28 protein-coding genes and 1 riboswitch are annotated in these 26826 nt (G+C 65.1%); of the genes, 12 read left to right on the top strand and 16 right to left on the bottom strand.

Features of this window, described 5'->3' with window-relative positions:
* Positions 1 to 61: 61 nt before the first annotated feature.
* The gene (egtB, locus tag GOSPT_RS13260) at positions 62 to 1387 is read left to right on the top strand and encodes an ergothioneine biosynthesis protein EgtB (RefSeq protein WP_005206711.1); all 1326 of its coding nucleotides are present in this window, start codon (positions 62 to 64) and stop codon (positions 1385 to 1387) included.
* Positions 1384 to 2343: an L-histidine N(alpha)-methyltransferase gene (egtD, locus tag GOSPT_RS13255; RefSeq protein WP_005206710.1), complete on the top strand. Its 960-nt coding sequence runs from the start codon at positions 1384 to 1386 to the stop codon at positions 2341 to 2343. Before egtB ends, egtD begins: the two co-directional genes overlap by 4 nt.
* Before the next feature lie 153 nt (positions 2344 to 2496).
* Here egtD and GOSPT_RS13250 read toward each other — a convergent pair whose 3' ends face one another.
* On the bottom strand, positions 2497 to 3534 hold the full coding sequence (locus GOSPT_RS13250) for an LLM class flavin-dependent oxidoreductase (protein ID WP_005206709.1): 1038 nt from the start codon (positions 3532 to 3534) through the stop codon (positions 2497 to 2499).
* Between the two features lie 159 nt (positions 3535 to 3693).
* Between GOSPT_RS13250 and GOSPT_RS13245 the strand changes: the two genes are divergently transcribed.
* Positions 3694 to 4080, top strand: coding sequence for an SHOCT domain-containing protein (locus tag GOSPT_RS13245; RefSeq protein WP_005206708.1), 387 nt, complete (start codon positions 3694 to 3696; stop codon positions 4078 to 4080).
* A 102-nt stretch (positions 4081 to 4182) separates the two neighbouring features.
* Here GOSPT_RS13245 and GOSPT_RS13240 read toward each other — a convergent pair whose 3' ends face one another.
* The 3 genes from GOSPT_RS13240 to thiC form a co-directional block, all read right to left on the bottom strand.
* Positions 4183 to 4989, bottom strand: a complete 807-nt coding sequence (locus tag GOSPT_RS13240) for an HAD-IIA family hydrolase (protein WP_005206707.1) — start codon at positions 4987 to 4989, stop codon at positions 4183 to 4185.
* An 86-nt stretch (positions 4990 to 5075) separates the two neighbouring features.
* Positions 5076 to 5939: a bifunctional hydroxymethylpyrimidine kinase/phosphomethylpyrimidine kinase gene (gene thiD, locus GOSPT_RS13235; RefSeq protein ID WP_005206706.1), complete on the bottom strand. Its 864-nt coding sequence runs from the start codon at positions 5937 to 5939 to the stop codon at positions 5076 to 5078.
* Entirely contained in the window at positions 5936 to 7636 is a 1701-nt protein-coding gene (gene thiC, locus GOSPT_RS13230) for a phosphomethylpyrimidine synthase ThiC (protein ID WP_005206705.1), read from the bottom strand. Before thiC ends, thiD begins: the two co-directional genes overlap by 4 nt.
* A riboswitch (TPP riboswitch) is annotated at positions 7630 to 7740 on the bottom strand. Its footprint overlaps the gene before it by 7 nt.
* A 334-nt stretch (positions 7741 to 8074) precedes the next feature.
* Here thiC and GOSPT_RS13225 point away from each other — a divergent pair.
* Positions 8075 to 8422 (top strand): GNAT family N-acetyltransferase, encoded by a 348-nt coding sequence (locus GOSPT_RS13225; protein WP_005206704.1) that lies wholly within the window; start codon positions 8075 to 8077, stop codon positions 8420 to 8422.
* A 42-nt stretch (positions 8423 to 8464) separates the two neighbouring features.
* On the opposite strand, the gene GOSPT_RS13220 is transcribed toward GOSPT_RS13225, so the two are convergent.
* From GOSPT_RS13220 to GOSPT_RS13200, 5 genes are all read right to left on the bottom strand, one after another.
* A complete protein-coding gene (locus tag GOSPT_RS13220; RefSeq protein WP_005206703.1) occupies positions 8465 to 8767 on the bottom strand; it encodes a GlsB/YeaQ/YmgE family stress response membrane protein in 303 nt (100 codons plus the stop codon).
* A 161-nt stretch (positions 8768 to 8928) separates the two neighbouring features.
* On the bottom strand, positions 8929 to 9468 hold the full coding sequence (locus GOSPT_RS13215; RefSeq protein WP_005206702.1) for a barstar family protein: 540 nt from the start codon (positions 9466 to 9468) through the stop codon (positions 8929 to 8931).
* A 10-nt stretch (positions 9469 to 9478) separates the two neighbouring features.
* A complete protein-coding gene (locus GOSPT_RS13210) occupies positions 9479 to 10018 on the bottom strand; it encodes a guanyl-specific ribonuclease (RefSeq protein ID WP_005206701.1) in 540 nt (179 codons plus the stop codon).
* On the bottom strand, positions 10018 to 11181 hold the full coding sequence (locus GOSPT_RS13205; protein WP_005206700.1) for a GNAT family N-acetyltransferase: 1164 nt from the start codon (positions 11179 to 11181) through the stop codon (positions 10018 to 10020). The genes GOSPT_RS13210 and GOSPT_RS13205 overlap by 1 nt, the downstream gene beginning before the upstream one ends.
* Positions 11182 to 11237: 56 nt before the next feature.
* Entirely contained in the window at positions 11238 to 11849 is a 612-nt protein-coding gene (locus GOSPT_RS13200) for a peptide deformylase (protein WP_005206699.1), read from the bottom strand.
* A gap of 256 nt (positions 11850 to 12105) precedes the next feature.
* On the opposite strand from GOSPT_RS13200, the gene napA reads away from it, so the two are divergent.
* The 5 genes from napA to GOSPT_RS13175 all read left to right on the top strand — a co-directional run bounded on the left by napA (position 12106) and on the right by GOSPT_RS13175 (position 15836).
* The gene (napA, locus tag GOSPT_RS13195; RefSeq protein ID WP_005206698.1) at positions 12106 to 12474 is read left to right on the top strand and encodes a nucleoid-associated protein NapA; all 369 of its coding nucleotides are present in this window, start codon (positions 12106 to 12108) and stop codon (positions 12472 to 12474) included.
* Between the two features lie 45 nt (positions 12475 to 12519).
* Positions 12520 to 12999: a LytR C-terminal domain-containing protein gene (locus GOSPT_RS13190; protein ID WP_005206697.1), complete on the top strand. Its 480-nt coding sequence runs from the start codon at positions 12520 to 12522 to the stop codon at positions 12997 to 12999.
* Between the two features lie 70 nt (positions 13000 to 13069).
* Positions 13070 to 13744: a superoxide dismutase[Cu-Zn] gene (gene sodC, locus GOSPT_RS13185; protein ID WP_005206696.1), complete on the top strand. Its 675-nt coding sequence runs from the start codon at positions 13070 to 13072 to the stop codon at positions 13742 to 13744.
* Positions 13745 to 13797: 53 nt separating this feature from the next.
* Positions 13798 to 14928 carry a glutamate--cysteine ligase gene (locus tag GOSPT_RS13180; RefSeq protein ID WP_005206695.1) on the top strand — a complete coding sequence of 377 codons (1131 nt, stop codon included), beginning with the start codon at positions 13798 to 13800 and terminating at the stop codon, positions 14926 to 14928.
* A 170-nt stretch (positions 14929 to 15098) separates the two neighbouring features.
* Positions 15099 to 15836 (top strand): hypothetical protein, encoded by a 738-nt coding sequence (locus GOSPT_RS13175; protein ID WP_005206694.1) that lies wholly within the window; start codon positions 15099 to 15101, stop codon positions 15834 to 15836.
* A 29-nt stretch (positions 15837 to 15865) separates the two neighbouring features.
* On the opposite strand, the gene GOSPT_RS13170 is transcribed toward GOSPT_RS13175, so the two are convergent.
* The 7 genes from GOSPT_RS13170 to GOSPT_RS13140 all read right to left on the bottom strand — a co-directional run bounded on the left by GOSPT_RS13170 (position 15866) and on the right by GOSPT_RS13140 (position 24940).
* Entirely contained in the window at positions 15866 to 18181 is a 2316-nt protein-coding gene (locus GOSPT_RS13170; protein ID WP_039855965.1) for a diguanylate cyclase, read from the bottom strand.
* 123 nt (positions 18182 to 18304) lie between these two features.
* Positions 18305 to 18637, bottom strand: a complete 333-nt coding sequence (mnhG, locus tag GOSPT_RS13165) for a monovalent cation/H(+) antiporter subunit G (protein WP_005206692.1) — start codon at positions 18635 to 18637, stop codon at positions 18305 to 18307.
* A 13-nt stretch (positions 18638 to 18650) separates the two neighbouring features.
* A complete protein-coding gene (locus GOSPT_RS13160) occupies positions 18651 to 18914 on the bottom strand; it encodes a monovalent cation/H+ antiporter complex subunit F (RefSeq protein ID WP_005206691.1) in 264 nt (87 codons plus the stop codon).
* Positions 18911 to 19729: a Na+/H+ antiporter subunit E gene (locus GOSPT_RS13155; RefSeq protein WP_005206690.1), complete on the bottom strand. Its 819-nt coding sequence runs from the start codon at positions 19727 to 19729 to the stop codon at positions 18911 to 18913. The genes GOSPT_RS13160 and GOSPT_RS13155 overlap by 4 nt, the downstream gene beginning before the upstream one ends.
* Positions 19726 to 21333, bottom strand: coding sequence for a Na+/H+ antiporter subunit D (locus tag GOSPT_RS13150; protein ID WP_005206689.1), 1608 nt, complete (start codon positions 21331 to 21333; stop codon positions 19726 to 19728). The genes GOSPT_RS13155 and GOSPT_RS13150 overlap by 4 nt, the downstream gene beginning before the upstream one ends.
* A complete protein-coding gene (locus GOSPT_RS13145; RefSeq protein WP_005206688.1) occupies positions 21330 to 22019 on the bottom strand; it encodes a Na(+)/H(+) antiporter subunit C in 690 nt (229 codons plus the stop codon). Before GOSPT_RS13145 ends, GOSPT_RS13150 begins: the two co-directional genes overlap by 4 nt.
* Positions 22016 to 24940 carry a Na+/H+ antiporter subunit A gene (locus GOSPT_RS13140; RefSeq protein ID WP_005206687.1) on the bottom strand — a complete coding sequence of 975 codons (2925 nt, stop codon included), beginning with the start codon at positions 24938 to 24940 and terminating at the stop codon, positions 22016 to 22018. Before GOSPT_RS13140 ends, GOSPT_RS13145 begins: the two co-directional genes overlap by 4 nt.
* Before the next feature lie 75 nt (positions 24941 to 25015).
* Here GOSPT_RS13140 and GOSPT_RS13135 point away from each other — a divergent pair, with 75 nt between their 5' ends.
* From GOSPT_RS13135 to GOSPT_RS13125, 3 genes are all read left to right on the top strand, one after another.
* Entirely contained in the window at positions 25016 to 25432 is a 417-nt protein-coding gene (locus tag GOSPT_RS13135; protein WP_005206686.1) for a hypothetical protein, read from the top strand.
* A 142-nt stretch (positions 25433 to 25574) separates the two neighbouring features.
* On the top strand, positions 25575 to 26138 hold the full coding sequence (locus GOSPT_RS13130; RefSeq protein WP_005206685.1) for a hypothetical protein: 564 nt from the start codon (positions 25575 to 25577) through the stop codon (positions 26136 to 26138).
* Positions 26139 to 26311: 173 nt separating this feature from the next.
* Positions 26312 to 26794, top strand: coding sequence for a hypothetical protein (locus tag GOSPT_RS13125; protein ID WP_005206684.1), 483 nt, complete (start codon positions 26312 to 26314; stop codon positions 26792 to 26794).
* The last annotated feature ends 32 nt before the right edge of the window (positions 26795 to 26826 follow it).

Here is a 26826-nt window from a genome sequence, read left to right as displayed (position 1 = left end):
TTGTCGGCGAGTGATCGTCTGATCGCTTGTCCCGCGACGAACAGCCACCGGAGGTATTCCAGTGAGCATCACCAATCGCATATCCGCTGAGCAGGTTTCGGCACCTGCCACAGACGAAGCGTCGAGAACACGGCGATTCCTCGATATCCGCGCACTGACAGATCAGTTGTGCTCGACGCTGTCGGCCGAAGACCAGACACCGCAATCGATGACCGCGGCCAGCCCCACCAAGTGGCATCGCGCGCACGTGACCTGGTTCTTCGAAGAGTTCATCCTGCGCAACGATCCGTCGTACGTGGTGTACGACGAGACCTTCCGCTACCTGTTCAACAGCTATTACGAGACCGTCGGCGAGCGACACCCACGACCCGACCGCGGGCTGGTCACCCGCCCCGGTATCACCGACATCACGCGGTACCGCGAATACGTCGACGCCGCGATGAGTGAACTTCTCCAGCGCGGCGACTACGACGAGTCGACGCTGGGGCTGCTCGAGCTGGGCTTCAATCACGAGCAGCAGCATCAGGAGCTGATCCTGATGGACCTCAAGCACCTGTTCTCCACGCACCACTTCGATCCCGTCTACGTCGACCGCCCCGCCGACGAGCAGGGCGAGCCTGACGCCCTGACATGGCGCGAGGTCGCGGGCGGCGTCGTCGAGGTCGGGACACCGTTCGCCGGGTCGGGCACCACGCCCGAGACCTTCGCGTACGACAACGAGGGTCCTCGGCATCGGGTGTTCCTGGAAGACTTCGAGATCGCCGAGCGTGCGGTCACCAATGCCGACTGGCTCGACTTCATCGCCGACGACGGCTACCGACGACACGAACTGTGGCTGTCGAACGGCTGGGCACATATCAACGAAACCAGCTGGCGCGCACCGGGTTACTGGTCGTTCGACGACGGCGAGTGGACGACGTTCACGTTGTCGGGGCGTCGACCTGTCGTGTGGGATGAGCCCGTCGTGCACGTGTCGTTCTACGAGGCGGATGCCTTTGCGCGGTGGGCGGGGGCGCGGCTGCCAACCGAGTTCGAGTGGGAGTACGCAGCAACGGGCGCGCCCAGCGTGCCCGGAGGGCCGAACCCGGCAGGCGTCGGCGGCGCGCGTGGGGAACTGCTCGATCCGGCACGATGTCATCCCGGACGCGCAGGCTCGGCGATGATCGGCGACGTGTGGGAGTGGACATCGAGTGCCTACCTGCCCTATCCCGGTTTCGCGCCCGCGAACGGAGCCGTCGGCGAGTACAACGGCAAGTTCATGTGCGACCAACACGTGTTGCGCGGAGCCAGCGCGATCACGCCTCGCGGGCATGAGCGGGTCAGCTATCGCAACTTCTTCCCGGCCGAGTCGCGCTGGGTCTTCTCCGGGCTGCGTCTGGCCCGATGACCTCAACCACAGCCAATCCGGCCCTGGCCGCAGATGCCGCCGAGGGACTCTGGCAAACCCCGCCTGTCCTGCCGACCAAATGGCTCTACGACGAACGTGGCAGCAAACTCTTCGACGAGATCACCTTCCTGCCCGAGTACTACCCGACGCGCAGGGAGACAGCGATCCTCGCCGCGCATGCCGCCGACATCGCGTCGACGACAGACGCGACGATGATGGTCGAGTTGGGTTCGGGAACGTCGACCAAGACACGACTGCTGCTCGACGCCTTTGCCGCGCACGCCGCCGAACGCGGACGTGAGTTCACCTACGTCCCGGTCGACGTGAGTGCCGAAATGCTCGCAGGCACAGCCGAAATCCTCGCCGCCGACTACCCGTCGTTGACGATCGAGCCGGTGCTCGCCGACTTCACCGCCCCCGGACTCCAACTGCCACAGTCCGACGGGCCGAGGTTGGCGGCGTTCCTCGGAGGCACCATCGGGAACTTCGACGACCCTGCGCGCGACGAGTTCTTCTCCCGACTGTCCGAGGCGTTGAGTCCTGGTGACTACTTCCTGCTCGGCGCCGACCGCATCAAAGACACCGGCCGACTGGTTGCCGCCTACGACGACAAAGCCGGTGTCACAGCGGATTTCAACAGGAACATGATCGAGGTGCTGCGTCGCGGACTCGACGCGTCGGGGTTGTTCGTCGACGACTTCGACCACATCGCCCGGTGGAACCCCAAGCTGCACCGGATCGAGATGTGGCTACGCGCGCGACGTCCGATCAACGCGCACCTCGGTGCGCTCGGTCGCGAGTGGCAGCTACCCGAAGGCGCGGAGATCCTCACCGAGATCAGCACCAAGTTCGCGCCGGAGCAACTCGCCGCCGAGCTGTCCGACGCCGGGCTGCCGGTCGCGGAGACCTGGTCCGACCCTGCCGGCGACTTCCAGGTCACACTGAGCCGCCGCTGACGCGTTGGGGCGCACCGCAACTGGGCGCGCACGGTCGGCGGTATAGAGCGCACAGTCGACCGTCTCGAGCGCCCAGTCGGCGGTGTGGGGCGCACAGTCGACCGTCTCGAGCGCCCAGTCGGCTGTCTCGAGCGCACAGCGGGCAGGGCGCGCTCAGGACTCGGCGAGCAGCTCGCGGACGCGCGGGATCACCTGTGTCCCATAGAGTTCGACGCTGCGCATGAGTGCGGAGTGGGGGAGCGTGCCGTGCGAGTATTTGAGGTCGAACCGGCTCAGGCCCAGCGCCTTCGCGGTGCGAGCGATCTTCTGAGCAACGGTTTCCGGAGATCCGACGTAGAGCGAACCGGCGGGTCCCGTCGACTGGTCGAACTCGATGCGGGTCGGTGGTGGCCAGCCGCGCTCGGCACCGATGCGCCCGACGGTGACCCGGTAGTGCGGCCAGAGTTCGTCGCGCGCCTGCTCGTCGGTCTCGGCGATATGGCCGGGGGAGTGGACGCCGACGGGGAGGTCGGTGGGCTTGTCGAGTTGTTCGAGGGCGCGACGGTAGAGATCGACGTACGGCGCGAAACGAAGCGGGTCGCCGCCGATGATCGCGAGCATCAGCGGCAGTCCGTAACTCGCCGCGCGGACCACGGACTCGGGGCTGCCGCCCACGGCAATCCATGTCGGGAGCGGTGGATTCTCCAGCTTCGGATACACCGTCTGGTCGCGCAGCGGTGGGCGCAGCGCGCCTTCCCAGGTCACCGGCTCACCCGTGCGCAGCTTGGCGAACAGTGACAGCTTCTCGGTGAACAACTCCTCGTACTGATCGAGTTCGAACCCGAACAGCGGGAACGATTCGGTGAAGGAGCCGCGGCCGAGGATGACCTCGGCGCGCCCGGACGAGATCGCGTCGACCGTCGAGAAGCGTTCGAACACGCGGATCGGGTCGTCGGAGCTCAGCACGGTGACGGCAGAACCGAGTTGCATCCGCTCGGTGCGCGCGGCGATCGCGCCCAGGACGACGTCGGGCGCCGAGACCGCGTAGTCGTCGCGGTGGTGTTCGCCGACTCCCAAGAAGTCGACGCCGACGGAATCGGCGAGCACGGCTTGGTCGAGTACGTTGCGGATCGTCTGCGCGTAGGAGATGGTGTCGCCGGAGTCGTCGACTGTCACGTCGCCGAACGTGTCGAGGCCGAGTTCGATGGTCATATGTCTCATCATGCCCGACCAGCCGAATGGTTCCGGATGCTGAGAAACCATTTTGTGGACTTGATGAATCCGCAAGCTCGCACGTACAGCGTCCGCGATTACCTGTAGCGTCATCCACGGCCAATAAGGCCGTTTCCCGCCGAGCTAGGAGAAACCGAAATGTGGGAAGGCTTCTGGAACTTCTTGTGGACGATGGTCGTGATCTTTGCGTTCGTCGCCTACCTGATCGTGTTGTGGAACATCATCGCCGACCTTTTCCGTGACCATAAGTCTTCGGGGTGGGCGAAGGCTGCGTGGGTCATCTGCCTGATCATTTTCCCGTACATCACGGCGATCGTGTATCTGCTCGCCAAGGGCAAGGGTATGCAGGAGCGCGCGCAGGCCGCGGCTGCCGAGTACAAGAAGGAATCCGACAGCTACATCCGTGACGTCGCAGGCACCTCGCCCGCACAACAGATCGCGGATGCAAAGGCGCTCCTCGATTCGGGCGCCATCACTCCCGAGGAGTTCGAGCACCTCAAATCGAAGGCACTGGCCTCGAGCTGACGGCATCGAGCTGAATTTCGACAACACGCGAAAGTGCCCGCCCCGAATTCGGGGCGGGCACTTTCGCATTCATCACGGTGCAGTGTGCGACGGTCGGCAGGGTTACGTCGACGAGTCCGGCGTGACCGCGTCGCCGAAGGGATCGTCGGTGTGGCCGACGAGGTCGTTGACCGAATCCAGGATGAGTGTGGGGCGGTAGGGATACTTCTCGACGGACTCCCGGGTGGAGATTCCGCTGAGCACCAGGATCGTGCGCATTCCCGATTCGAGGCCCGCGATGATGTCGGTGTCCATGCGGTCGCCGATCATCAGGGTGTTCTCCGAATGTGAGCCGAGGCGTCGAAGTGCCGATCGCATCATGATCGGATTGGGCTTGCCCACGTAGTACGGCTCGCGTCCGGTCGCCTTGGAGATCATCGCGGCCACGGCTCCGGTCGCCGGGATCGAGCCGTCGTGCGACGGTCCCGTCACGTCGGGGTTGGTGGCGATGAACTTCGAACCGCGCTCGATCATGCGGATCGCGCTGGTGATCGCCTCGAACGAGTACATGCGCGTCTCGCCGAGCACCACGTAGTCGGGATTGGTCTCCGTCGTCACAAAACCCTTCTCGTACAGGGGAGTGGTCAGCCCAGATTCGCCGATGACGAACGCGGTGTCGCCCTGATCCTGTGACGCGAGAAAGTCCGCCGTCGCCATTCCCGAAGTCCAGATCGATTCCTCCGGAATGTCGAGGCCGATCTGCAGCAACCGAGCGTGCTGGTCGCGTGCCGTGCGGATCGAGTTGTTGGTGAGAACCGAAAAAGGAATGTCGTTGTTGCGTAATTCCGCGATGAAATCGTCTGCGCCGGGAACGAGGTGATCCTCGTTCGTCAACACGCCGTCCATGTCCATGAGAAACGTCCAGCCCATGGCCTCACCCTACGGTGAGCTTCGGGACGTTTATCGCGAGATGTAGCGGACTGTTATTGGTCCGCTACCTCTCAGACGATTCCCGTTCACGCACGTCGGACGTCGTTGTCGACACGCCACAGCGGATTGACAGGGCCGTGTCCGGCTCCGAGAGGATAGGCCGAGCGCAGGCCGCGGGTAACCCACTGCTTCGCGAAATCGATGGCGTCCGGCAAGGCATATCCGTGCGCGAGAGCGCACGCGATCGCAGCTGCAAGCGTGTCGCCCGCGCCGTGATCGTGCGGCGTGTCGACGCGAGCGGTCGCGAATTCGAGGAAGTCGGTGCCGTCGTACAGCAGGTCGGGACTGAGCGAACTCGAACGCAGGTGGCCACCTTTGACCAGTGCCCACTGCGGACCCAACCCGTGCAATTCGACGGCTGCCTTGCGCTGCGACGCAGCGTCGACGACCTCGATGCCCGTCAGCAGTCGCACCTCGTCGAGGTTGGGTGTGACGACCGTGGCGAGAGGAAAAAGTCTGCGCCGCAACACGTCCAGCGCATCGTCGGCGAGCAGCTGATCGCCGTGCATCGACGCACAGACCGGGTCGACGACGAGCGGGGTGTCGCCGCCACGGCCGATACCGCGTTCCGCGCAGGCGTCGGCGACGGCGTCGATGATCGGTCCCGACGCCAGCATGCCGGTCTTGACGGCACTCGTCCCGATATCGGTGACGACACTGCGGATCTGCGCCGAGACGATCTCCGGATCGATCTCCTGAAAGCCGCTGACGCCCACCGAGTTCTGCACCGTCACCGCGGTGACCGCGACGAGTCCGTGTAGTCCGAGCAACGCGAAAGTTCGCATGTCCGCTTGGATTCCGGCGCCGCCACCGGAGTCCGAACCCGCGATGGTCATCACCCGGACGGGTGTGGCCCCCGGTTCGGTGGTGGGCAACAGTGGTGTCGTCATGATCTGCTTGCGGCTCCCGATGTCGCATCGATCGGCAGGTAGACGCGGTTGCCGGCGTCGGCGAACTCGGCGGACTTCGCTGCCATCTCCTGCTCGATTCGTCGGTCGATGTCTTCTGCTGTCACCAGATTGTGCTCCTCTGCGTACGCCCGTACGTCGGCCGAGATACGCATCGAGCAGAACTTCGGGCCGCACATCGAGCAGAAGTGAGCCGTCTTGGCGGGCTCCGCGGGCAGGGTTTCGTCGTGGTACTCGCGTGCCGTGTCGGGGTCGAGTGCGAGGTTGAACTGGTCTGTCCAGCGAAACTCGAAGCGCGCCTTGCTCAATGCGTCGTCGCGTTCCTGTGCTCGCGGGTGGCCTTTGGCCAGATCGGCAGAGTGGGCCGCGATCTTGTAGGTGATCACACCGACCTTCACGTCGTCGCGGTCGGGAAGGCCGAGGTGTTCCTTCGGCGTGACGTAGCAGAGCATGGCTGTCCCGGCTTGCGCGATCATCGCCGCACCGATCGCCGAGGTGATGTGGTCGTATGCGGGCGCGATGTCGGTGGCGAGTGGGCCGAGGGTGTAGAACGGCGCCTCCTCGCACAACTCCTCTTCGAGGCGCACATTCTCGACGATCTTGTGCATCGGGATATGGCCGGGGCCCTCGATCATCACCTGCACGCCATGGGATTTCGCGATGCGGGTCAACTCACCGAGCGTGCGCAGTTCGGCGAACTGTGCCTCGTCGTTGGCGTCGGCGATCGAGCCCGGACGCAGCCCGTCGCCGAGTGAGAAGGTGATGTCGTAGCGCGCGAAGATCTCGCACAGCTCGTCGAAATGCGTGTACAGGAACGACTCTTCGTGGTGGGCGAGGCACCACGCAGCCATGATCGACCCGCCGCGCGAGACGATTCCGGTTACCCGGCGAGCCGTCAGGGGTACGTAGCGCAGCAGCACGCCCGCGTGCACCGTCATGTAGTCGACGCCCTGCTCGGCCTGCTCGATCACGGTGTCGCGGTACATCTCCCACGTCAGCTTGGTGGGATCGCCCTTGACCTTCTCCAGCGCCTGGTAGATCGGGACCGTGCCAACGGGGACAGGGGAATTGCGCATGATCCACTCGCGGGTGAGGTGGATGTCGTCGCCGGTGGACAGATCCATGATGGTGTCGGCGCCCCAGCGTGTCGCCCACACCATCTTCTCGACCTCTTCCGCGATGGAACTGGTCACCGCCGAATTGCCGATATTCGCATTGATTTTCACCGCGAACGCCTTGCCGATGATCATCGGTTCGGACTCGGGATGGCGGTGGTTGGCCGGGATCACCGCGCGTCCGGCAGCGACCTCACTGCGCACGAGTTCGACGTCGACGTTCTCGCGTGCGGCGATGAAACGCATCTCGTCGGTGACGAGTCCGGCTCGTGCCCAAGCGAGTTGGGTCGACGCTCCGTCGACGGGGTCGGGACGGTGCCACTCGTCGCGGGTACGGGCAAGGCCTGCCTCGACGTCGATCACCGCGGTGGAGTCGGTGTAGGGACCCGAGGTGTCGTAGACATCGAGGTGCTCACCGTTGGTGAGGTTGATGCGTCGCTGCGGAACTCGGAGCCCGTCGACGTCGACGTAGTGCTTGGTGCTGCCCTCGATCGGTCCCGTGGTCAGGATGTCGGAGTCGACCTTGTACGCGGAATTGCTGCCGCCGGATACACGTGTGCCCATGAGATTCTCCCTACGCCGGCATTACCCGGACAGGTTCATGCGGTCAGCGGCCGCCTGCCGCCATCTCAGCCCTCGGTTACGTGAGAGCCCCCGCGTTGATTCGGTTGTGTGCGCAGTTCACTGTACTGGCTTGCTGCCGATGCGTCAGGAAGCCGGGCGTAAGCCCTACCGCCGGGCCGTCGAACGCGGTGCGTCGTAGTGTCGCATGCGCGCGTCGTCGACGTCACGTCACGTCACGCGCGGGTGAACCGCGGGCGAACGTTTGCGATGAATCCGTCTCGATACCGGTGGTCTCGTCTCAAAGCCCTTGAAGCTACGCTTCCGCAGGTTACGATGTGACTGCGATCACACACCGTCGTGCCCGGAGGGGAACCGGACGCAGCGCTCAGTGAGCTGTGTAGACGCTGCGAACGAGCCTGAAGAGGGGATGGACGAGCCATGCACCGGAAGTATCACCAGCGGCCGACCCAGTCGGCCCGATCGATCCTGCAGCAGATAGCGCAGGTCGTGCACAACCCCACCCGCGACAGATTTGAGCTATGGGTGGCGGGCGACCTCGTCGGCGTTCTCGGATACTCCAGCGAGACGGTCGACGGCGAGACAACGCTGACCGTTCTCCACACGGTGCTCTACGACGAATACACCGGTCACGGCCTCGGTACCGGCCTGACGCGCAGCGTGATCAGTTATGCCAAGGCCCAGGGCGCCCGCTTGCGCCCGGTGTGCACGTTCACCAAGCACTATCTCGACGGACATCCCGGGGTTGTTCCGCTCGCTCCCGCCTGAGAGCGAGCCGGGCCTGCCCCGACAGGCCCGGCCCGAATGAACTCAGCGCCTGCTCTGTACCAACCCGACGATCCACAGCAGGATCACTGCGCCGAGAACAGCGGTGAAGAGTGTGAACCACCAACCGCCGGACGCTGTGTCGACGAAGAAGCTGAGCAGGAATCCGCCGATCAGTGCACCGACGATGCCGATGACGATGTTCATCAGGATTCCTGATCCGCCGCCCTTGACGATCTTTCCGGCGATCCATCCGGCAATGGCGCCGATGATGATGTAGCCGATCCAGCCGACGCTTGTCGTCGTCGTCGATCGTGCGAGTACCTCGGTAGCGGCGAGAATGGTCATGATCGACTCCCTACGTCGTGGGTTCCCCGTCTGTCTGCAGGGGTGATGTCAACGTAACCCTGTGCGGCACGGTGCAACAAGCATTCGGCCACATGCGCTGTAGTGGGTCGTTTGTCTCAGGGTGGGCTGCCTCAGCGTCGGTTGTCTCTGGGTGGTTTACCTCAGAGTCGACGGTCGTCGCCGACGGTGACGACGGTGACTCCCGCACGACGCCAACGGGTGATCAGCTCGCGTCGTCGATCTGCCGAGGTTTCGAGCAGCGTCGCAAAGGTTCTGTGCGGCACGGCGACGTCGCGATAGTGGTCGCGGAAGCGGAGCTGCGACGTCGCGAACCAGTCGAAGGCCTCGCGGTCGGTGGCGAGCAGGCGGTCGGCGTCGACGATATCGGTCAGGTACCCCGCGGGACTGTCGGTGGGGCCGGCGGAGTCGTCGAGTTCGCGCATGCACTCGTCGAACGCATCGGCATTGTGTCCGAAGTAGTCGGGGAAATCCCATGCGCGCGCATAGGTTTCGTAGAGACCATTGACGGTGGTCATCGTTCGGCCGGTCACCTCGCGGTACTCGTACGACGACGGCGCGCTCGGTGGTCGGCTGCCCACCCAGAGTCCGACGGCGGGCCCCTTCCGGGACGCGGCGTCGAGGAAACGCGCCAGGGGAATGCCGGTGTCGGAGATGCTGTCGCCTCCCGCGCCTGAGGTCATCGGAGTTGGCTCATCGGTTGGGGCCTCGGATCTGGACGAAGGTGTTGTAGTGGTCGGAGGTATACCAGGCGGAACCGTCGCTTCCCGTCACGATACGTTCCGCATCGCGGCTTCTTCCCGCTTCGCGACGGTTGACGTCCCACTCGGTGTAGGTGATCCGCTTACCCGAGGACGTCTTCTTCGGCAGCCGACCCTCGAAGTTCCCGAAGTTGGTCCCGCCCTTGGTCCCCGACGCGTCGTCTGGCGGCCACTTACCGGCGTCGATGAGCGACAGCGTCTTGGTCACCTGCGCCGGAACCGATGCCGCCGCGGTCGGTGCCACCGTTGTCCGAGAGGCGGTGCCGCCCTGAGAAGCTGTGCCCGACTGCTTCTTCGACGACGGCTTCGCGGTGGATGACGTCGATGAGGCCGACTGGGCGGCGGAGTTCGAGTCGTCGGATCGGTTGATCAGCCACGTCGCTACGACGACGAGCGCGATCACGACCAGCGCGACGGCCGACACCACGGCTTGTCGACGACGCTGCGCGACCGTCGGCTTACGTGCCGACATCAGGCGATCGACTCGTAGTGAGAGGTGTGGTGCAAGGCGAATCCCCTTCTGCGATACCAGCGTCCGGCAACAGCGTTGTCTGCTTCGACCTGTACGTACGCCGACTGCGCGTCGTGCGTGATTCCCCAGGTCATCAGGCGGGCGAGTACGGCGTCAGAGATATGGCGCCGACGGTGGGACGGCTCGGTCCACAGCGCGGTGATGCCGAGCCACGCGACGCCGGACGGCGACGAGGTGACGGCTGCTCGGCCGGTCGCGATCAGCGTCCCGCTCTCGTCGACGACCGTCGCGAACGTCACCGGCCCCTGTGCCGAACCGACCACGGCGGCAACGAGATCGGTGTCTCGACCGCGGCTGTACGACTGTGCCCACCGTGCGCTCGGCGTCGGAGCGAGTTCGACGTCGAGTTCTCCCGTGATGCCGAGTCCCGTTGTCATACCTGGGAAATCATCTGTGGCACCGGGAAAGTCGTCGAGGGTGCGGGTCAGGATGTGAACCGTCGGGCTGGCCGGTTCGCCCCCTACTGTGCGCGCGGCGATCAGTCGCTCGGGCAGCGCCAGTAGGACGGGCAGGTCCCGTTCGGCGTACCAGGAGGTGAGGGCGCGCAGCGTGGGGGCGTCGGCGCGTGCTGAACGGTCCAGTGGCACAGCAGAATTCGCGCGACGGGAGAATCCTGCACCCGCACGCGCCAGCCAGCCGTCGATCCACGTCGACTCGACGCCCGGCCATGCGAGCGCCGCTGCATGCTCGAGGTCGCGAATCGCGCTGTTGCGCACCGGTTGTGCCGACAGGAGGCGAATCGACACGACCGACTCGCGGGGGATGGACTCGACCGTTCCGTCGCGTTCGATCAGCAGCGTCGAGTCGAGGTCCCCGGTATCGGGGCGTTCGGTATCGGTGCATTCGGCATCGGTGCGTTCGGTATCGGGGCGTTCCACCAGAAACCCCGTGACGTCGGACATCGTGGGCGCTGCCGTCGACGCGGGAGCCGGATTCGGTGAGTGCCGCCAGTCTGCGGGTGTCGCGTCGCCGAGCAGATACCGCACGACGACGCGGTCGCCGGGGTAGGCGTCGGTGGGAAGACGTGCAGGGGGCAGACGTGCAGGGGGCAGACGTGCAGGGGGAAGACGTGCCGGATCGGGACTCGAGGGTTGCTCGCTCATCGCGTGTCCCGTCGGTGGGGGTCGATGGGTCGGGGTCGGGGTCGGGGTCGGGGGGGTCAGTCGACGTCGTCGTGGCCGAACGGGTCGGCCTGCTCGCCGGGGATCCAGGCCACGCCGGGAATGCCCCACTTGTGCTTCTTGATGGCCTTCTTGGCGGCGCGGGCGTTGCGTCCGATCAAGACGTCGACGTAGAGGAAGCCGTCGAGGTGTCCGGTCTCGTGCTGCAGCATGCGGGCGAAGAATCCGTTGCCCTCGATGACGACCTCGTCGCCGTTGCGGTCGACGCCGGTGACCCGCGCCCACTCGGCACGGCCGGTGGGGAACTGCTCGCCGGGCACCGACAGGCAGCCTTCTTCGTCGTCGTCGGGATCCGGCATGGTTTCCGGGATCTCCGACGTCTCGAGGACGGGATTGATCACCTCGCCCCGTCGCCGGGCCGAGGCGCGACCCGCGTCGCCGTCGGGACAGTCGTAGACGAACATCCGTTTGCCGACGCCCACCTGGTTGGCGGCGAGGCCGACGCCGTGCGCGGCGTCCATGGTTTCGTACATGTCGTCGAGGAGGGTGACGATCTCGTCAGACGGACGACCGTCGTCGTCGAGTTCGACCAACTCGGTCTGCTGGTGCAGGACCGGCTCGCCGACGATGCAGATCGGAAGCACAGACATGAGTGAAAAGCCTACTGCGCGCGGATGACGGCGACTGCCCTGGGCCTTCTGTGCTCGGCTCGATAAGAGCGACCGAACCGGGCGAGTCACACGCGGTTGACCGCTTGCGGGCGTGGTTAGATGGTCACGAACCACATCGGTGTCATTCGACGGTCAGCGCACTCGTAGCCCGAGTTCTGTCACCGGAGTGGTACGCCGATTGACCCCGTCGAGGAGCCGACGCGGGTAGGGCCGGAGGCGAGCGTGAGGGAGCAAGATGGACGGCGCAGCAGCGCGTAGTCGCAAGCACGGTGATCAACCCGAGAACGCACCCGAACCGACAACGCAGAGTGCGGCCGGCCAATCCGTCGATCCTCACGAGGTGGGTCCGGATGGTCTGTCGCGACGCGAGCACGACATCCTGGCGTTCGAGCGTCAGTGGTGGAAGTACGCGGGGGCCAAGGAAGAAGCGATCAAAGAGCTGTTCGGTCTGTCGGCAACGCGGTACTACCAGGTACTCAACGCGCTCGTCGATCGTCCGGAGTCGCTCGCTGCCGACCCGATGCTGGTGAAGCGTCTGCGGCGGCTGCGGGCATCGCGTCAGAAGGCCCGTGCAGCGCGGCGGCTCGGCTTCGACATCACGTAGCGCTGAGCGCGGTTGCCCGCCGCGTGTGCGTTAAGGTCATCGGTGATGAATGCTGATCGCGAGCCCAATCGCCTTCCCTTGCGGGCCGGGGCCATGCTGCTCCTCGCGGTGGCTGTCGTGTTCGTCGGACTCGGCTGGCACTCCGCTGCGACGTCGGGACAGAGTCCGGAAGAAGGCCTCCGCGACGCCCAGGCGAGCGTTGCCACCACGTCGACTCCCGCGTCGTCGTCTGCCACGAGCGCCTCGACAAGCGAGCGTCTCTGCGTGATCAACGCCGGGTCGGTCTCTGGTCTGGCATCGGAGGTCACCGACGACCTCAAGGCCAAGGGCTTCACCATGTCCAGCCCGTCCAACTACGACGGCGGCAGCTTCACCGAGAACACCATCCTCTACCGTGACTCGTCGCAGAAGGCGGAAGCACAGAAGGTGGCGACCGCGCTGGGTTCGAGTCCCAGTGTCGAGCAGCGCCCGTCGTCGTTCACGATGTGCCGGGACGGTATCGCTGTGGTGGTGGTCACCCGATGAGTTCTGGCACGGCAAGACTCTTCACCCGACTTTGTTCACTCGACGGCCCAACGGATCTCTAGGAGCTTTCATGACCACCGGCAATTCGACACTTGGCTCGAAGACCCTGCGCAGCGTGCTCGCGCTCGGTGCTGCGGGCGCCATCGCCGCGGCACTTGCCGGCTGTACTCCCGACGAGCCACGGTCGGACACCCCCGGCACCACGCCGTCGGTCGTGACCGGCAATCAGGCACCTCCCGGATCTGTCGACGACGCCGACAACATCCCGAACTCGGCCAAGGAGTCGGCGACCGCCCAACTCAAGGACACCAAGGGTCAGACCGTCGGCACCGCGACGTTCACGCCGAGCGGATCGTCGCTGCGCGTCGACGTGAAGGTCAGCAACGGCATCGCGGCGGGCTTCCACGGCATGCACATCCACGAGAACGGTGTGTGCGAGGCGAGCGGTTCGACGCCGTTCTCGTCGGCGGGCGGCCACCTGCAGGTCGACGGTCACACCGGTCATCCTTCGAGCGGCGACCTCGTGTCCATCAACGTGCTTGCCGACGGCACCGGCGAGACCGTGACCACGACTGACTCGGTGAACCTCAATCAGGTCGCAGGCAAGTCGATCATCATCCACGAGAAGCCCGACAACTTCGCGAACATCCCGACTCGCTACGCACCGGTGCCCGACGCCGAGACGATGAAGACCGGCGACGCGGGCTCACGCCTGGCATGCGGCGTCATCTCCGTCGAGGGCTGACGCGACACCGGTACCGGTCTGACCGGCACCGGTCTGAGCGGAAGGCCTGATCGATGCCGAAGATCATCCCGATCGAGTTCTCCGGTTCGCCGACGCCGACGCTGGGCGTCGAGTGGGAGTTCGCACTCACCGACAAGGTGTCCGGTGATCTGTCGAACTCGGCGGCAGAGCTGTTCGCCGAGGTCGGTCGCCGTGCCCCCGACCGAGCGGGCAAGGTCCACAAGGAGTTGCTGCGCAACACCGTCGAATTGGTGACCGGTGTGAGTACGACGACGCGTGAGGCGATCGACGACCTCTCGGCAACACTCGACGTCGTGCGGTCGGTCACCGACAGACTCGGCGTCGACCTCTACGGCGCCGGAACGCATCCGTTCGCGGAGTGGTCGACGCAGTTGCTCACCGAGGGGCACCGGTACGCGGAGTTGATCAATCGCACCCAGTGGTGGGGTAGGCAGATGCTGATCTGGGGTGTCCACGTGCACGTGGGTATCGACCGACGCGACAAGGTGCTGCCGATTCTCACGTCGCTGCTCAACTACTATCCGCACCTCCTCGCGCTCTCGTCGTCGTCTCCGATGTGGTCGGGTCAGGACACCGGCTACGCGAGCAACCGCGCCATGATGTTCCAGCAGTTGCCCACTGCGGGTCTGCCGTTTCAGTTCCAGACCTGGCACGAGTTCGAGGCGTTCGTCGCCGATCAGAAGACCACAGGAATCATCGACCACCTCAACGAGATCCGGTGGGACATCCGCCCCTCACCGCACCTGGGCACCATCGAGGTGCGGGTGTGCGACGGGATGACGAATCTGGTGGAGCTCTCGGCGATCGTCGCGCTCATCCACTGTCTCGTCGTCGATCTCGATCGTCGGCTGTCGGCGGGTGAAGAGCTCCCGCATATGGCGCCGTGGCTGGTGCAGGAGAACAAGTGGCGCGCCGCGCGCTACGGCCTCGAGGCCATCGTCATTCTCGATTCCGACTGCGATGAGCGGCTTGTCACCGACGACCTCACCGTGTTGCTCAAACGACTTGAGCCGATCGCCGAGGAACTCGGGTGCATCGACGAACTCGCGCGCGTGATCGACATCGTCGATCACGGAGCCAGCTACCAGCGACAGCGCAGCGTCCACGAGCACACCGGCGACATGCGTGCCGTGGTTGCATCGGTGGTGTCGGAACTGGATTGAGAATGCGCGCGTGACAATGCGCGCCGTTCACAATTGTTGCGAAAATGTCATTTGCGTACGGAGTGTGTGCCGTTGGATCTCGCGGGTAATTGATTTCACTTGCCGCTTTCCGGTAGGAAACCGGCACAATCAGAGGGTCGTCTCATCTCGCCCCCTGAAGGAAATCAGCCATGCCAGCTGTCCTGCCCTTGTCGAGCCCTGCCCCGAACATCCCCGGCCTGCTCGATCCGATCGTCGTCTCCGACGTCACCAGCGATGCAAGGATGATCGTCGCATCGCCGAGTATCGTCCCCGACCTCTGGCGCCAATACCTCGACGGCGCTCACGCCGCGTACTCGGCGCGTGGCGTCGACGACGCACTCGACTACGACGCGATTTGCGACGGTTCGAGCACTACGGTGTTCTGCGCGGTGATCAATTCCGCGGGTGATGTGGTCGGTGGGCTGCGGGTTCAGGGGCCGTATACGCTGCCGCATCAGTCGCATGCGGTCTCCGAATGGGACGGTCAACCGGGACAGTCGGCGCTGATCAGAGCGATCGGCGCGCGCCTTGCCGGAGGGCTGATCGAGGTGAAATCGGCGTTCGTCGATCCGACGTCGGTCGACGCAGCGGCGGCCGCGGGCTTTCTCGCTCGCACACCGTTGATCGTGATGGCGGCGACGGACACCCGACACATGCTCGCCACGGCGGCCGACTATGTGCTTGCCAGGTGGGAGTCGGGTGGCGGTCGGGTGGATACCGGCATTCCGTTCACGCCGTATCCGGACGAAAGGTATCGCACGCAGGCCATGTTCTGGGACCGCGATGCACTTGCGCGTCATGCGGAACCCGCGGTGTGGAGAACAATGTGCGCGGAATTCCGGCAAATCTCCCACGTATTCGATGCGGATTCCGTCGATGTCGCGTGAGCGATTACGACGACGCTATTCGGACGACGCTATTCGGAAGCGAGCGGCCTACCGGTCGTCGGTCGCTCGCTTGTGCTCTCGGTGAAGACCGCGGCGAACACATCGGGGGTGAGTTCGTTCCACTGCATCTCGTGGTATTCGCGCTCGGCCAGAATCATGTGCTCGATGTCGAGGACGTAGCGTCCGGACACGACCGGACGTCCGCACACGATGTTGCGGGCAGCCGCGGCCGCGAGGCCGCCTGACATCGCAGCGGTCGAGCCGAGCTGCGGCCAGGACGCTAGACTCCGACCGACCTGACCCGCGGAGAACGCCATCCGCGACGTCAGATTGTCGCCGACGATCGCCATCGCCATGTCGAGTCGCTGCGTCGGGTCGGCAGCGTCGGCGGGGCTGAAGTTCTCGCCGCGTCCGTGGAAGATCGGGTGCTCGGGATCGAGATCGTATCGCTCGATGTCGAGCATCACGTTCTCGCCGATGTCGGTGACGCTGACCACCGGAATGCGTGCTGCGCGAGCGCGTCGACGCATGTCGATCTTCATCGCGACGTCGTCGATCTCCTCGATGATCACCGAGACCGGCTTGCCCGTCGCCACTCCGAGGAATTCGTCGGCCACGTCGGTCGAGTAGCCGTGCGCGAACCGGGTCACCGACGAGTACGGATCACCCTCGAGGATGCGGCGTTCGGCGATGTCGATCTTGGAGAGTCCGACGTCGCAGATCGAAGCCGACATGCGGTTGAGGTTGGTCGGTGAGAGGCGATCAGAGTCGGCGATGTGGAAACCGCGGGCACCGGTCAGCGCGCACGATGCCAGCGCCGACGAGCCGACGGAAAGTCCCGCGACGGCGACCGTGGCGTCATGCCACCGCTCCTGCTCGGAGCCGGTGAGCAGGAATCGGTTGCGCGCTGTTTTGAGTCGGTAGAACAGTTCGGCGTCGGGCATTCGGACGACAGTGTTCCGCCAGTTGATCAGGACGTACCGTGTGCGGTCGTCGATGACGGCGGGGTCGTCGAAGTCGACGAGCCCGTGTGGTGAGTACCCCGGCTCGATGTGCTCGAGCGCGTCGAGCGCGCGGAGTTCCTCGATCGCCGACGGCCACATGTCGACCAGCTCGCGGTGTGACGCGTCGGTGAGCTGCGCGATCCGCGCGGCGTCGTAGTAGGGGTGCAGGATCTCGATCATGGACTCTCTCCTCGTCCGCACGCGGCTGATGGCGGCGGTATCCGCGAGTTCGCGCGGTGTGCTTGTTCCAGAGGTCGCCGGAGGGGCAGGCGCACGACCTGGCCGCGTCGCCGCTGTATCGGCGGCGCGCCAGCTGAATTCGGCGATGGACGAGACGACCGACCGGTTTCGACCGAGGTGCTTTGCGGCGTAGAGAAGGTGGTCGGCCGGAGCGATGAGCTGGTCGAGGCCATGAGGCGTCTGTGCGGAGTCGTCGTCGTAGAGTTCCTTGGGGTCGGCGGTTACGCCGCCGACGCTGATCGTGACTCCCGCATGTGCGTGCACGGTGAGACACAGCCGTGCAGCGATGTCGCGCAGTTGCCCCTCGTCGTCGACGACCGCCAGCACGGTGAACTCTTCGCCGCCCGTTCTCGCGACCAGAGCGTCGTCGGGGACGTTGTCGCGCAGCAGTGTGGTCACATCGACGAGGATCGCGTCGCCTGCGGCGTGACCGTGGGCGTCGTTGATGCGTTTGAAGTGGTCGATGTCGATGACGAGCATCGCGATGCTTCTGCCCGCCCGGTGGGCCGAGCGGAACATCGCTGCCGCGCCGTCGAAGAGGCCTCGCCTGTTGAGGGCCCCGGTGAGGGGATCGGTGATGCTCAGTCTCGCCTGCTCCGCGAGCAACGACAACAGGGTGCGACGCAGCATCGTGACCATGATCGTCGGGATTGCGATCGCCATCAGAACCGCGCCACCCCCGACGGCCAGAGCGGTCGGCGATGTGGCGCGTGCGGCCATGACCGCGCACGCGAGAGCCATTGCCGCGACGACGAAACTGACCACGAGACGTTGCGGCGATGCCATGGCGGTGAGGGCGGGCACCGTGGCGATCAGGACGAGTACGGCGATGGCCGAGCCATCGTCGGCGATGACGGCCGCAGAAGCCGCGATCCCCAGCATCCCGCCGAAACCGTCGAGCGTGAATTGCCGATCGGTGAGCTTGCCGGCGCGGACCGTGAGCGCAACCGAGAAGAGCGTGAAGATCCCGACGAGGACCAATACCCAGTGGGTGCCGGGAATGAGGAAGGAATTCGACGAGAGCCCGAATGCGATGAGTGGGACAGCACCGACCTGGCTGCACAGCATCGCGAGCGAGCGCTGATCAAACCGCTTCGCCACCGACGCCACTCCTTCACCTCCGCGTGCTCATCGTTCGCGCGGATGGCGCGAGGACGAATCCCCCACATAATTGTGACCGAACACTGTGTAGGAAGCGACGCTTCACAGGTGATTGTGACGAGATCAGTCGATATCGCCCCGGTCCAAACGTTCTTTCGCGATCAATCCGTCCTGGGCACGTTGTTCCTGGTATACCAATCGGCCTATTCTATGCGCGATCACCGGTGCCGTGATGATTGCGAAGAGGCCGGCGAGAATCAACATTCCAACGTCGACGTTGTCGCCGAGTTGGATGATCGCTCCCAGGAGGATCTGCAACAGTCCGAACGTCTGGGGCTTGGTCGCCGCGTGCATTCGACTCAACGTGTCGGGGAACCGGAACACTCCGAGCGCCGCGGTGAACGCCATCAGTGCACCGAGGATGAGGAAGACCGAGCTGACGATGTCGACGATCATGGTCGTTGCCCCCTCATGTCTGGTCGTCCCGAACTCGGAAGCGGGCGATCGCGATCGATCCGACGAAGCTGAGGAGCGCGAGCGCGACGACGCCGGGTACGACGGTGGTGTCGCCGCTGTAGGCAGCCCACACGGCGAGACCGCACATCGCGAGCGCGATGAGTGTGTCGAGCGCGACGAGGCGGTCGAGGGTTGTCGGTCCCATCAGCGCACGGGCAGCGGTCAGCACGGCAGCGACGAGCAGTAGCGCGGCCACGATCACCCAGACGACGCTCATCGGTTCTGCTCCGCTTTGATCGACGCCCGCTCGGCGGTGCGTACGTGGTGATAGTCGTCGTCGATGCCGTGGTACGGGCTCGGGTGCCATTCGCTATCGCGCTCGAATGCCTTGATGAACATTCGCTCGACAAACTCGATCTGCCGGTGGAACGCGCGCACCTTCTTGTCCGATCGGACGTCGAAGACGTGCACGTAGATCAGCCGACGACGGTGGTCGATTTCCAGCACCATGGTGCCGGGCACGAGATTGAGATAGTCGACGGCGAGAGTGAGCACCATGTCGGACTTGATTGCCACCCGCACTCGGATGACCGCGCCGAGCGGGCGGTAGCCGGGTCGGATCGCGGCCCATGCGACCTGCGCACTCGACACGAAGAAGTCGACGATCAGCCGTGCGACCAGCCACAGCACCGACACCGGGTGGATGCGACCCTCGACCGGCACCCGGGGCAGCGGCAACAGGATGGAGATGGCCAGCGCGAGCACGATGCCGCCGATGATGTTGGCCCACGACACCGTGCCCCACAGCAACACCCAGACGAAGGTGAGCCAGGCGAGAACCCAGAGTCGAACGGCCAGTTCACGGCCGTCGCCCGCGATGCGGCCGGGCAGGCGGATGTGTTCACGGAGCCACACGAACACGCGGACTGTGTTCCAGAAGATGAACAGCAGCGACACGCGCCACGCATTGACGAGGAACGACCTCACGGGCCCTTTTCCGGGCGCGCGTACCGCACCGGAGCTGCGACGCTGGGCTTGCTGAGCCGGGTCGTGCTTTCCGGGATCGCGCTTTTCGGGGTGTTCGTCCGTCATCTGTCACCTCCCAGCACGCTGACGATGTAGTTGTTGCGGTCGGTGATGTTGTCGGCGGCACTGTCGGTGAAGCGCAGAATCGGACCTGCCCAGAAGGTCAGCACGAGACCGGCTGCGACCATCAGCGCGGTCGGCACCACCATGGACGTCGGCATTCGGCCCACGTCTTCGCGGTCGTCGAACGAGATGTCGGCACGCTCGTCGATGAGGGCAGACGGTGCGCTGTCGGCGAGCTCGCCCTCGGGAGCGTCGGCACGCGGTCGCCAGAACGCCTTGGTCCACACACGGGCCATCACGTAGAGGGTCAACAGGCTAGTGATCACCGAACCGGCAACCAACAACCACGCGAGCACCGACCCGTCGCGTGTGCCCGCCTCGAGCAACCCGACCTTGCCGATGAACCCGGAGAACGGCGGGATACCGCCGAGGTTGAGCGCCGGGATCAGGAAGAGTCCTGCGAGCAGGGGGCTGGCGATCAGACCGCCGAGTCGGCGCAACGACGCAGAGCCCGCCTGTCGCTCGATCAGGCCGACGACCAGGAACAGCGTCGTCTGCACGAGAATGTGGTGCGCGACGTAGTAGATCGCCGCGGACAGTCCGAGTCGCGACGACAGCGCGATGCCGAAGATCATGTAGCCGATGTGCGAGACGAGCGTGAACGACAACAGTCGCTTGATATCGGACTGCGCGATCGCACCGAAGATGCCGATCAGCATCGTCAGCAGGCCCGCGACCATGAGGATCGAGTCCATCGATCCGCCGGGGAACAGCAGCGTGTGTGTGCGCATGATCGCGTACACACCGACCTTGGTCAGCAAGCCTGCGAACACCGCGGTGACCGGCGCGGGGGCCGTGGGATACGAGTCGGGCAACCACGACGACAGTGGGAACACCGCGGCCTTGATACCGAATGCGACGAGGAGCACCGCGTAGAGCGCGTTGCGGGTGCCATCGGCCACGGTATCGAGTCGCAGTGCCATCTCGGCGAGGTTGAGTGTGCCGGTCGTCGCGTACGCGAATGCGATGCCTGAGAGGAAGACCAGGGACGAGAGCATCGAGACCATCACGTACGACGCCCCCGCACGCACGCGTTCGCCGCTGGCACCCAGTGTGAGCAGTACGAAGCTCGCCGACAGCAGGATCTCGAACGAGACGAACAGGTTGAACAGGTCGCCTGCGAGGAAGGAGTTGCAGACGCCTGCGCACAGGATCAGGTAGGTCGGCAGGAAGATCGACACCGGCTGCTGCGACGTTCCGTCGCGGATACCCTGCCCGATCGCGTAGCTCACCACGCACAGCAGCACGACCGTCGAGACGACCAGCATCAACGCGGCGAGCGGATCGACGACCAACGTGATCCCGAGCGGACCGTTCGGGTACCCCTTCGAGCCCCACCCGCCGATGTGGAGGGAGAACGTCCCGTGTTCGTCGGTGAGGTAGAGCATCATGCCCGACGCGACGAGCGCGGTACCGATCGCGACGAGAGCGACTGCGCGCTGCAGGATCGGGCTGCGACCGGCGAGCAGTGTGATCGCGGCACCGAGCAGCGGTACGAGGGTCGGCAGCGTGATGAGAACCGGAATCCACGAGGGCTGGGGGATCATCGATCGTCTCCCGGCTGCGGTGGATCACGCGGGTCGGCCGTTCCGGGATAGGGCTTGTCCGGATCCTGCAGGTCGTTGCCGAGCGGCCACGTCATGTCGACCACGTCGAGGCCGGCCTCGGCGAGTTCGTCCTCTTCGCGCGAGACCTCGTCGACGACGTCGTCGTCTTCTGGCATGAGGTCGGTTTCGATCTTGGACCGGTGCAGTGCGGCGTACTCCTCGGGTGTCAGCGGGTTGCCTTCGTCGTCGAACAGGTCGCCGAGTGGTGTGTCGGCGCCGGTCTCGGGGTTGTCACTGCGGTCGCGGTCAGGTGCTGTCTGCAGGCTGGTGTTGAGCACCTTGAGGTCCTCGACGTCGTCTTCGACGTCGTCGTCGTCTCGGTTGAGGACGAACAGCCGGTAGACCATCGCGAGGATGAACGCGGCCACACCCATCGTGATGACGATCGCCGTGAGGACCATCGCCTGCGCGAGAGGGTCGGCGTCGTGCGTGCGGTGATCCGACGTCCTGCCGAGGATCGGCGGATTACCCGGAGGACCCGCGAGGGTGATGATCAGCAGGTTGATGCCGTTTCCGACGAGCAGCAGACCCAGCAGCATGCGGATCAGGCTGCGTTCCATCAGGAGATACGAGCCGCAGGCGGCGAGGACTGCGACGATGACCAGGAGTCCGAGGTTGACGCTCATCGGCTGACCTCCCCGGGTACGCGCATGACGGTGCCCGCCGGGACCGAGGTCTCGACGTCGAGGCGTGCGCCGAGGCTCCGCAGGATGTCGAGCACCAGGCCGACCACGATCAGGTAGATGCCGAGGTCGAAGAACAGTGCGGTGACGATCTTGACGTCGCCGAGCAGCGGCACCGTGACCTTGAGAACCGCAGACGAGAGCGCGGGCGCACCGAGCAGCATCGAGGTCGCCGCGGTGCCCGCGGAGATCAACAGTCCCGCACCGAGGAACTTGCCGGGTTCGATGGGCAGCGCCTCGCCGAGTTCGTAGCGGCCGCCCGCCAGATAGCGCAACACCAGGGCAAGACCCATCGTGAGGCCACCGGCGAACCCGCCGCCGGGAGCGTTGTGGCCGGCGAAGAAGAAGTAGACCGAGAGCACGACCATCGTCGGGAAGATCAGACGGGTTGTCGCCTCCAAGACCATCGACCGGTGGCGCGGGTCGCGGAACTCGCTGCCGCGCAGCCACGTCGTGCGGTCTGGTGGGATCGGGTCGTCGTCTTCGTCGTTCTGGCCGTTCGGGCCACCGTTGGGACCATTCGCGAGCATGCGTGCGGCGTCGGACACACGCGGCGCGGCACCGAATCTGCGGTTGCGGAACACCATCGACGCGACGCCGGTCGCCGCGACGATGAGCACGCTGATCTCGCCCATCGTGTCCCACGCGCGGATGTCGACGAGCAGTACGTTGACCGCATTGGCGCCGTGTCCCCACTTGTATGCGGCCTCGGGGATGTCGACCGAGACCGGCTGTGAATTGCGCGCGGCAGCGGCGAAGAGTCCGATGACCACGAGGCTCACACCGACCGCCGCGCCGATGAGCGCGCGAACCGCCTTGAACCTCGTCGCGTGGCGCGGTTCGGGTTCTGCGGGCAGCTTGCGCAGGACCAGCACGAAGATGACCAGGGTGAGCGTCTCGACGAGGAACTGGGTGAGCGCGAGGTCGGGGGCGCCGTAGAGCGCGAACAGCACGCCGCAGCCGTAGCCCGTGACACCGACGATCAGCGTCGCCGCGAGTCGGTTACGCAGCAGGACCGCTGCGAGCGCGGCCGCGGCCATGATCCCTCCGATCACCACCTCGATCGACGAGTCGAAACCGCGTGGCGAGAGTCGATCACGTGAACCGAGGAACAGCACCGTGATGGGCAGGATGATCGCGGTGCACATGATCACGCCCTGGGTGATGGGCAGTGAACCGCGCTGGGTGTTGCGAGTAAGCGTCAGCGAGAGTGTGTCGGCCGCGCGCAGCGTCGCGTCGTAGATGCGGTCGGCGTTGAGTAGCGGGCGGTAGCGGAACAGTACATCCCGAAGGCGTCTGATCAGTAGGAACAGTGCTGCGCCGCCGACGATGACGATGATCGAGAAGACCACAGGCAGGCCGAAGCCGTGCCACATGCCCAGGTGTTCGATCTCGTGGCCGTACGACGGCAGGCTCTCGGCGTAGGGCTCGAAGGCCTCGCCGATCAGCGGACTCAGGAAAGCGGTGACGACGCCGAGTACAGCCAGGATCGCGGGTGGCGTCTGGAACGCGACCGACGGCGGATGCATCTGTGCGACGACACGGCTCGGAAGCCTGCGCACCTTGCGGCCGAACGCGCCCCACAGGAAGCGGGTCGTGTACGCCATCGTGATGATCGATCCCGCCAGCAGCACGTAGTCGACCGTCTCCGCCTGCCAGTGCTGCAGCGAGCCGGTGTCCCAGATCGACGCGAACGCGGTCTCTTTGCCGACGAACCCCATGGTGAATGGCAGTCCGGCCATGCTCGCGCCCGCGATGGCGGCGATGACGGCGAGGACGGGTAGACGGTGTCCGAGGCGGGCCAGCTTGCGGATGTCGCGGGTACCCGTCGAGTGGTCGATGATGCCGACGACCATGAACAGCGCGGCTTTGAACATTGCGTGTGCCACCAGCATCGCCAGCGCGGCCATCGCGACGTTCGCATCGCCCATGCCGAACAGCACGGCGAGGAAGCCGAGCTGCGAGACCGTGCCGAACGCGAGGATGAGCTTGAGATCGAGTTCGCGCAGCGAACGCCAGCCACCGAGCACCATCGTGAAACAGCCGAGCCCGATCGTCATGACCTGCCAACTGGTGAGGCCCGAGAAGCCGGGTGCCAGCCGTCCGATCAGGTAGATGCCCGCCTTCACCATCGCTGCGGCGTGCAGGTATGCGCTGACCGGTGTCGGCGCTGCCATCGCACCGGGCAGCCAGAAGTGGAACGGGACGATCGCGGACTTGCTGACGGCGCCGATCAGCACCAGCACGATCGCGACGTCGACAAAGATGCCGCTCGACGGCGGGTGCGTAACGAGGTCGGAGAGCAGATACGACCCGGTGCGTTCGCCGAGCATGATGATGCCGACGAGCATCGCTAGTCCGCCGAGAGTGGTCACGAGCAGTGCCTGCGTCGCGGATCTACGCGAGGTGGCGCGGACGTGGTAGAAGCCGACGAGCATGAACGACAACACCGTGGTGAGCTCCCAGAAAATATAGAGCATCAGCATGTTGTCGCTGGCGACCAGACCGAACATCGCCGCGGCGAACGCGATCATCTCGCCACCGAAGATGGCGACCCGTGGGCGAGCGTCGTCGAAGTAATTGGCGCAGTAACAGAGCACGAGTGCCCCGACACCGAGGATCAGCACCGACATGATGGCCGTGAGCGTGTCGAAACGCATCACGAAATCCATCTGCAGCGTCGGGGCCCAGGTGACCGTCTCGACGCGAGGGGCGTCGTGCGCATGCGGCCAATTGAGGAAAACCCAGATCAGTCCGCCGAGCGGAGCCAACGCGAGTACGTAGAAACCCCTGGTGCCGAGCGCATGAACGATGGCGGGTGCGATGAGCGCACACACGGCCAACGCGGCCAACACCGAGATCAAAGGGCACTCCGTCTTTCGTCGTCTGGCGGGGTGTCACGGAGCAACTGCCCGCTCGTCTATCTTACCGTTGCAGTCATGTCGCGCTTAGTCAGGTTCACCGTCGTTCTGCTGACGTGCGCGCTTGCGCTGGTCATCGGTGCTTGTGCGTCCGAGGAGGAGAGCGGTCTCAAGGGAGTGGCACTACCGTCTGATTTTCCCTCCGATCAGGTACCCCTCATCGACGGAACGGTGTTGAGCGCGTCGGGCGCAGCGGGCAAGGGCTGGTCGGTGACGGTCCAGGCGCCCGCGAGCGATTCGAACGTCCTCGACACCGCAGTCAAGAAGCTGACCGACGCGGGTTACACCGAGTCGCAACGAACGTCGCAGAACGGCCAGTCCGTCGTGGTGCTGACAGCGGATAAGAGTGGCACAACGTATTGGGTGAGCGCGGGCGTCACCCCCGCCGCCGCGTCTGGCGGGTCGTCGGTGTTCTACACGATCACGACGACCTGAGGTTCACAGCCGATTGCCAGAGAGCGGGCAGTGGGCCGCCAGGGATGCCACGCACCGTGGACGGCACTGTTGATGCGTCGCGGACGCGCCGAACGTCGGCGCTGGCCGACGATGCACCCGAACGCAGGGAGTACCCCCAACGATGTCCGCACCCACCACCGGAGAACACCCGACGAACCCCGAGTTCCCGACGAGTCCCGGGAGTCCGACCGCCGAGCAGCCGACGTCCGCGCAACCCACCAGCGTGCAGTCGGCCTGGCGGGCAGAGTCACCAGCGGTGGCTGATTCCGCACAATCGCGAGCCGACCAGGTGCCGCCGAAGATCAAGAACGCGATCATCGCGGGCGGGATCGGACTTGCCGTCGGGTTCGGACTGCTCGGTTTCGGCGCCGGGTACGTCGTCGGCCACGACAACTCGTCGAGCCAGAACCAGATGCGCGGCCCCGGAGTGAACGGCGGCCAGATGCCTGGAATGAACGGCGGCGGCATGCCGGGAATGAACGGTGGCGGGATGAACGGCCCCGGGATGAATGGCGGGAGTACGAATGGCGGGGGAACAGGTCAGAACGGTCAGTTCCCCTTTGGCCAACAGGGGCAGACGCCCAACGGCCAGCTGCCGAGCGGCCAGGTTCCCAATGGCCAGGTTCCCGGTGGCCAGGTCCCCGATGGCCAGGCGCCAAACGGACAGGCCGGGCAGACTTCGTAATGTGATCGTATGATTCGATGCCCTACGTTCGGACGAATCATCGAATCTTCTCTAGCTCAACGTGATGCGATTGCGTAGCGTCGTCGATGCTCGGGGTTTCTGGTCGTCACGTCGCACTGTGATGATGTATTGGCCTGGCCCGCAACATCATTCAACGTTCGCGAGGGGAAGTCATGAAGCGCAAGATCATTGCCGGTGTGCTTGCAGCTGGAGCCGCAGCCACATTTGCCGCCGGGCCGGTATCTGCGGCGCCGGCGCCAGATCCGTTGTCGGAGCTCATCGGTACGCTGTTGGCCGGATCATCGGACCCGAACCCGGGCGCCCCGGTGAAGCCGTCGCCCAACGGTGTGGCGAGCATGTCTGTGAAGGTCTACAGCTGGTTCGGGCGAGACCTCGGACCCGCCTTGTACGACACGGGATTTGCGCCAGGAGTCGTCTGGTCTGCGCGCGATCGCTCGAATGCCGAGGTGAAGGGGAAGAATTGTCAGATCGAGGTGCAATATCCCGGTACCGGCTACGCCACGTACAAGACGGCAGAGTGTCAGGGCGATGTGGGATCGAACACGAAGCTCTACCGCACACCGGGGCACTACTCGATCGTGGTGGTCGACCGCGTCTCCGGAGCGTCGAAGACATCTTCCTTCACCATTGAGTGACGGGTCCGTAACACGCTGTGCGAGAGGACCTT

It is taken from the genome of Gordonia sputi NBRC 100414 (assembly GCF_000248055.1).
GTDB lineage: Bacteria > Actinomycetota > Actinomycetes > Mycobacteriales > Mycobacteriaceae > Gordonia > Gordonia sputi.
Note: the sequence above shows the minus strand (reverse complement) of the source record. Positions and strands in the feature narration are given on the sequence as shown.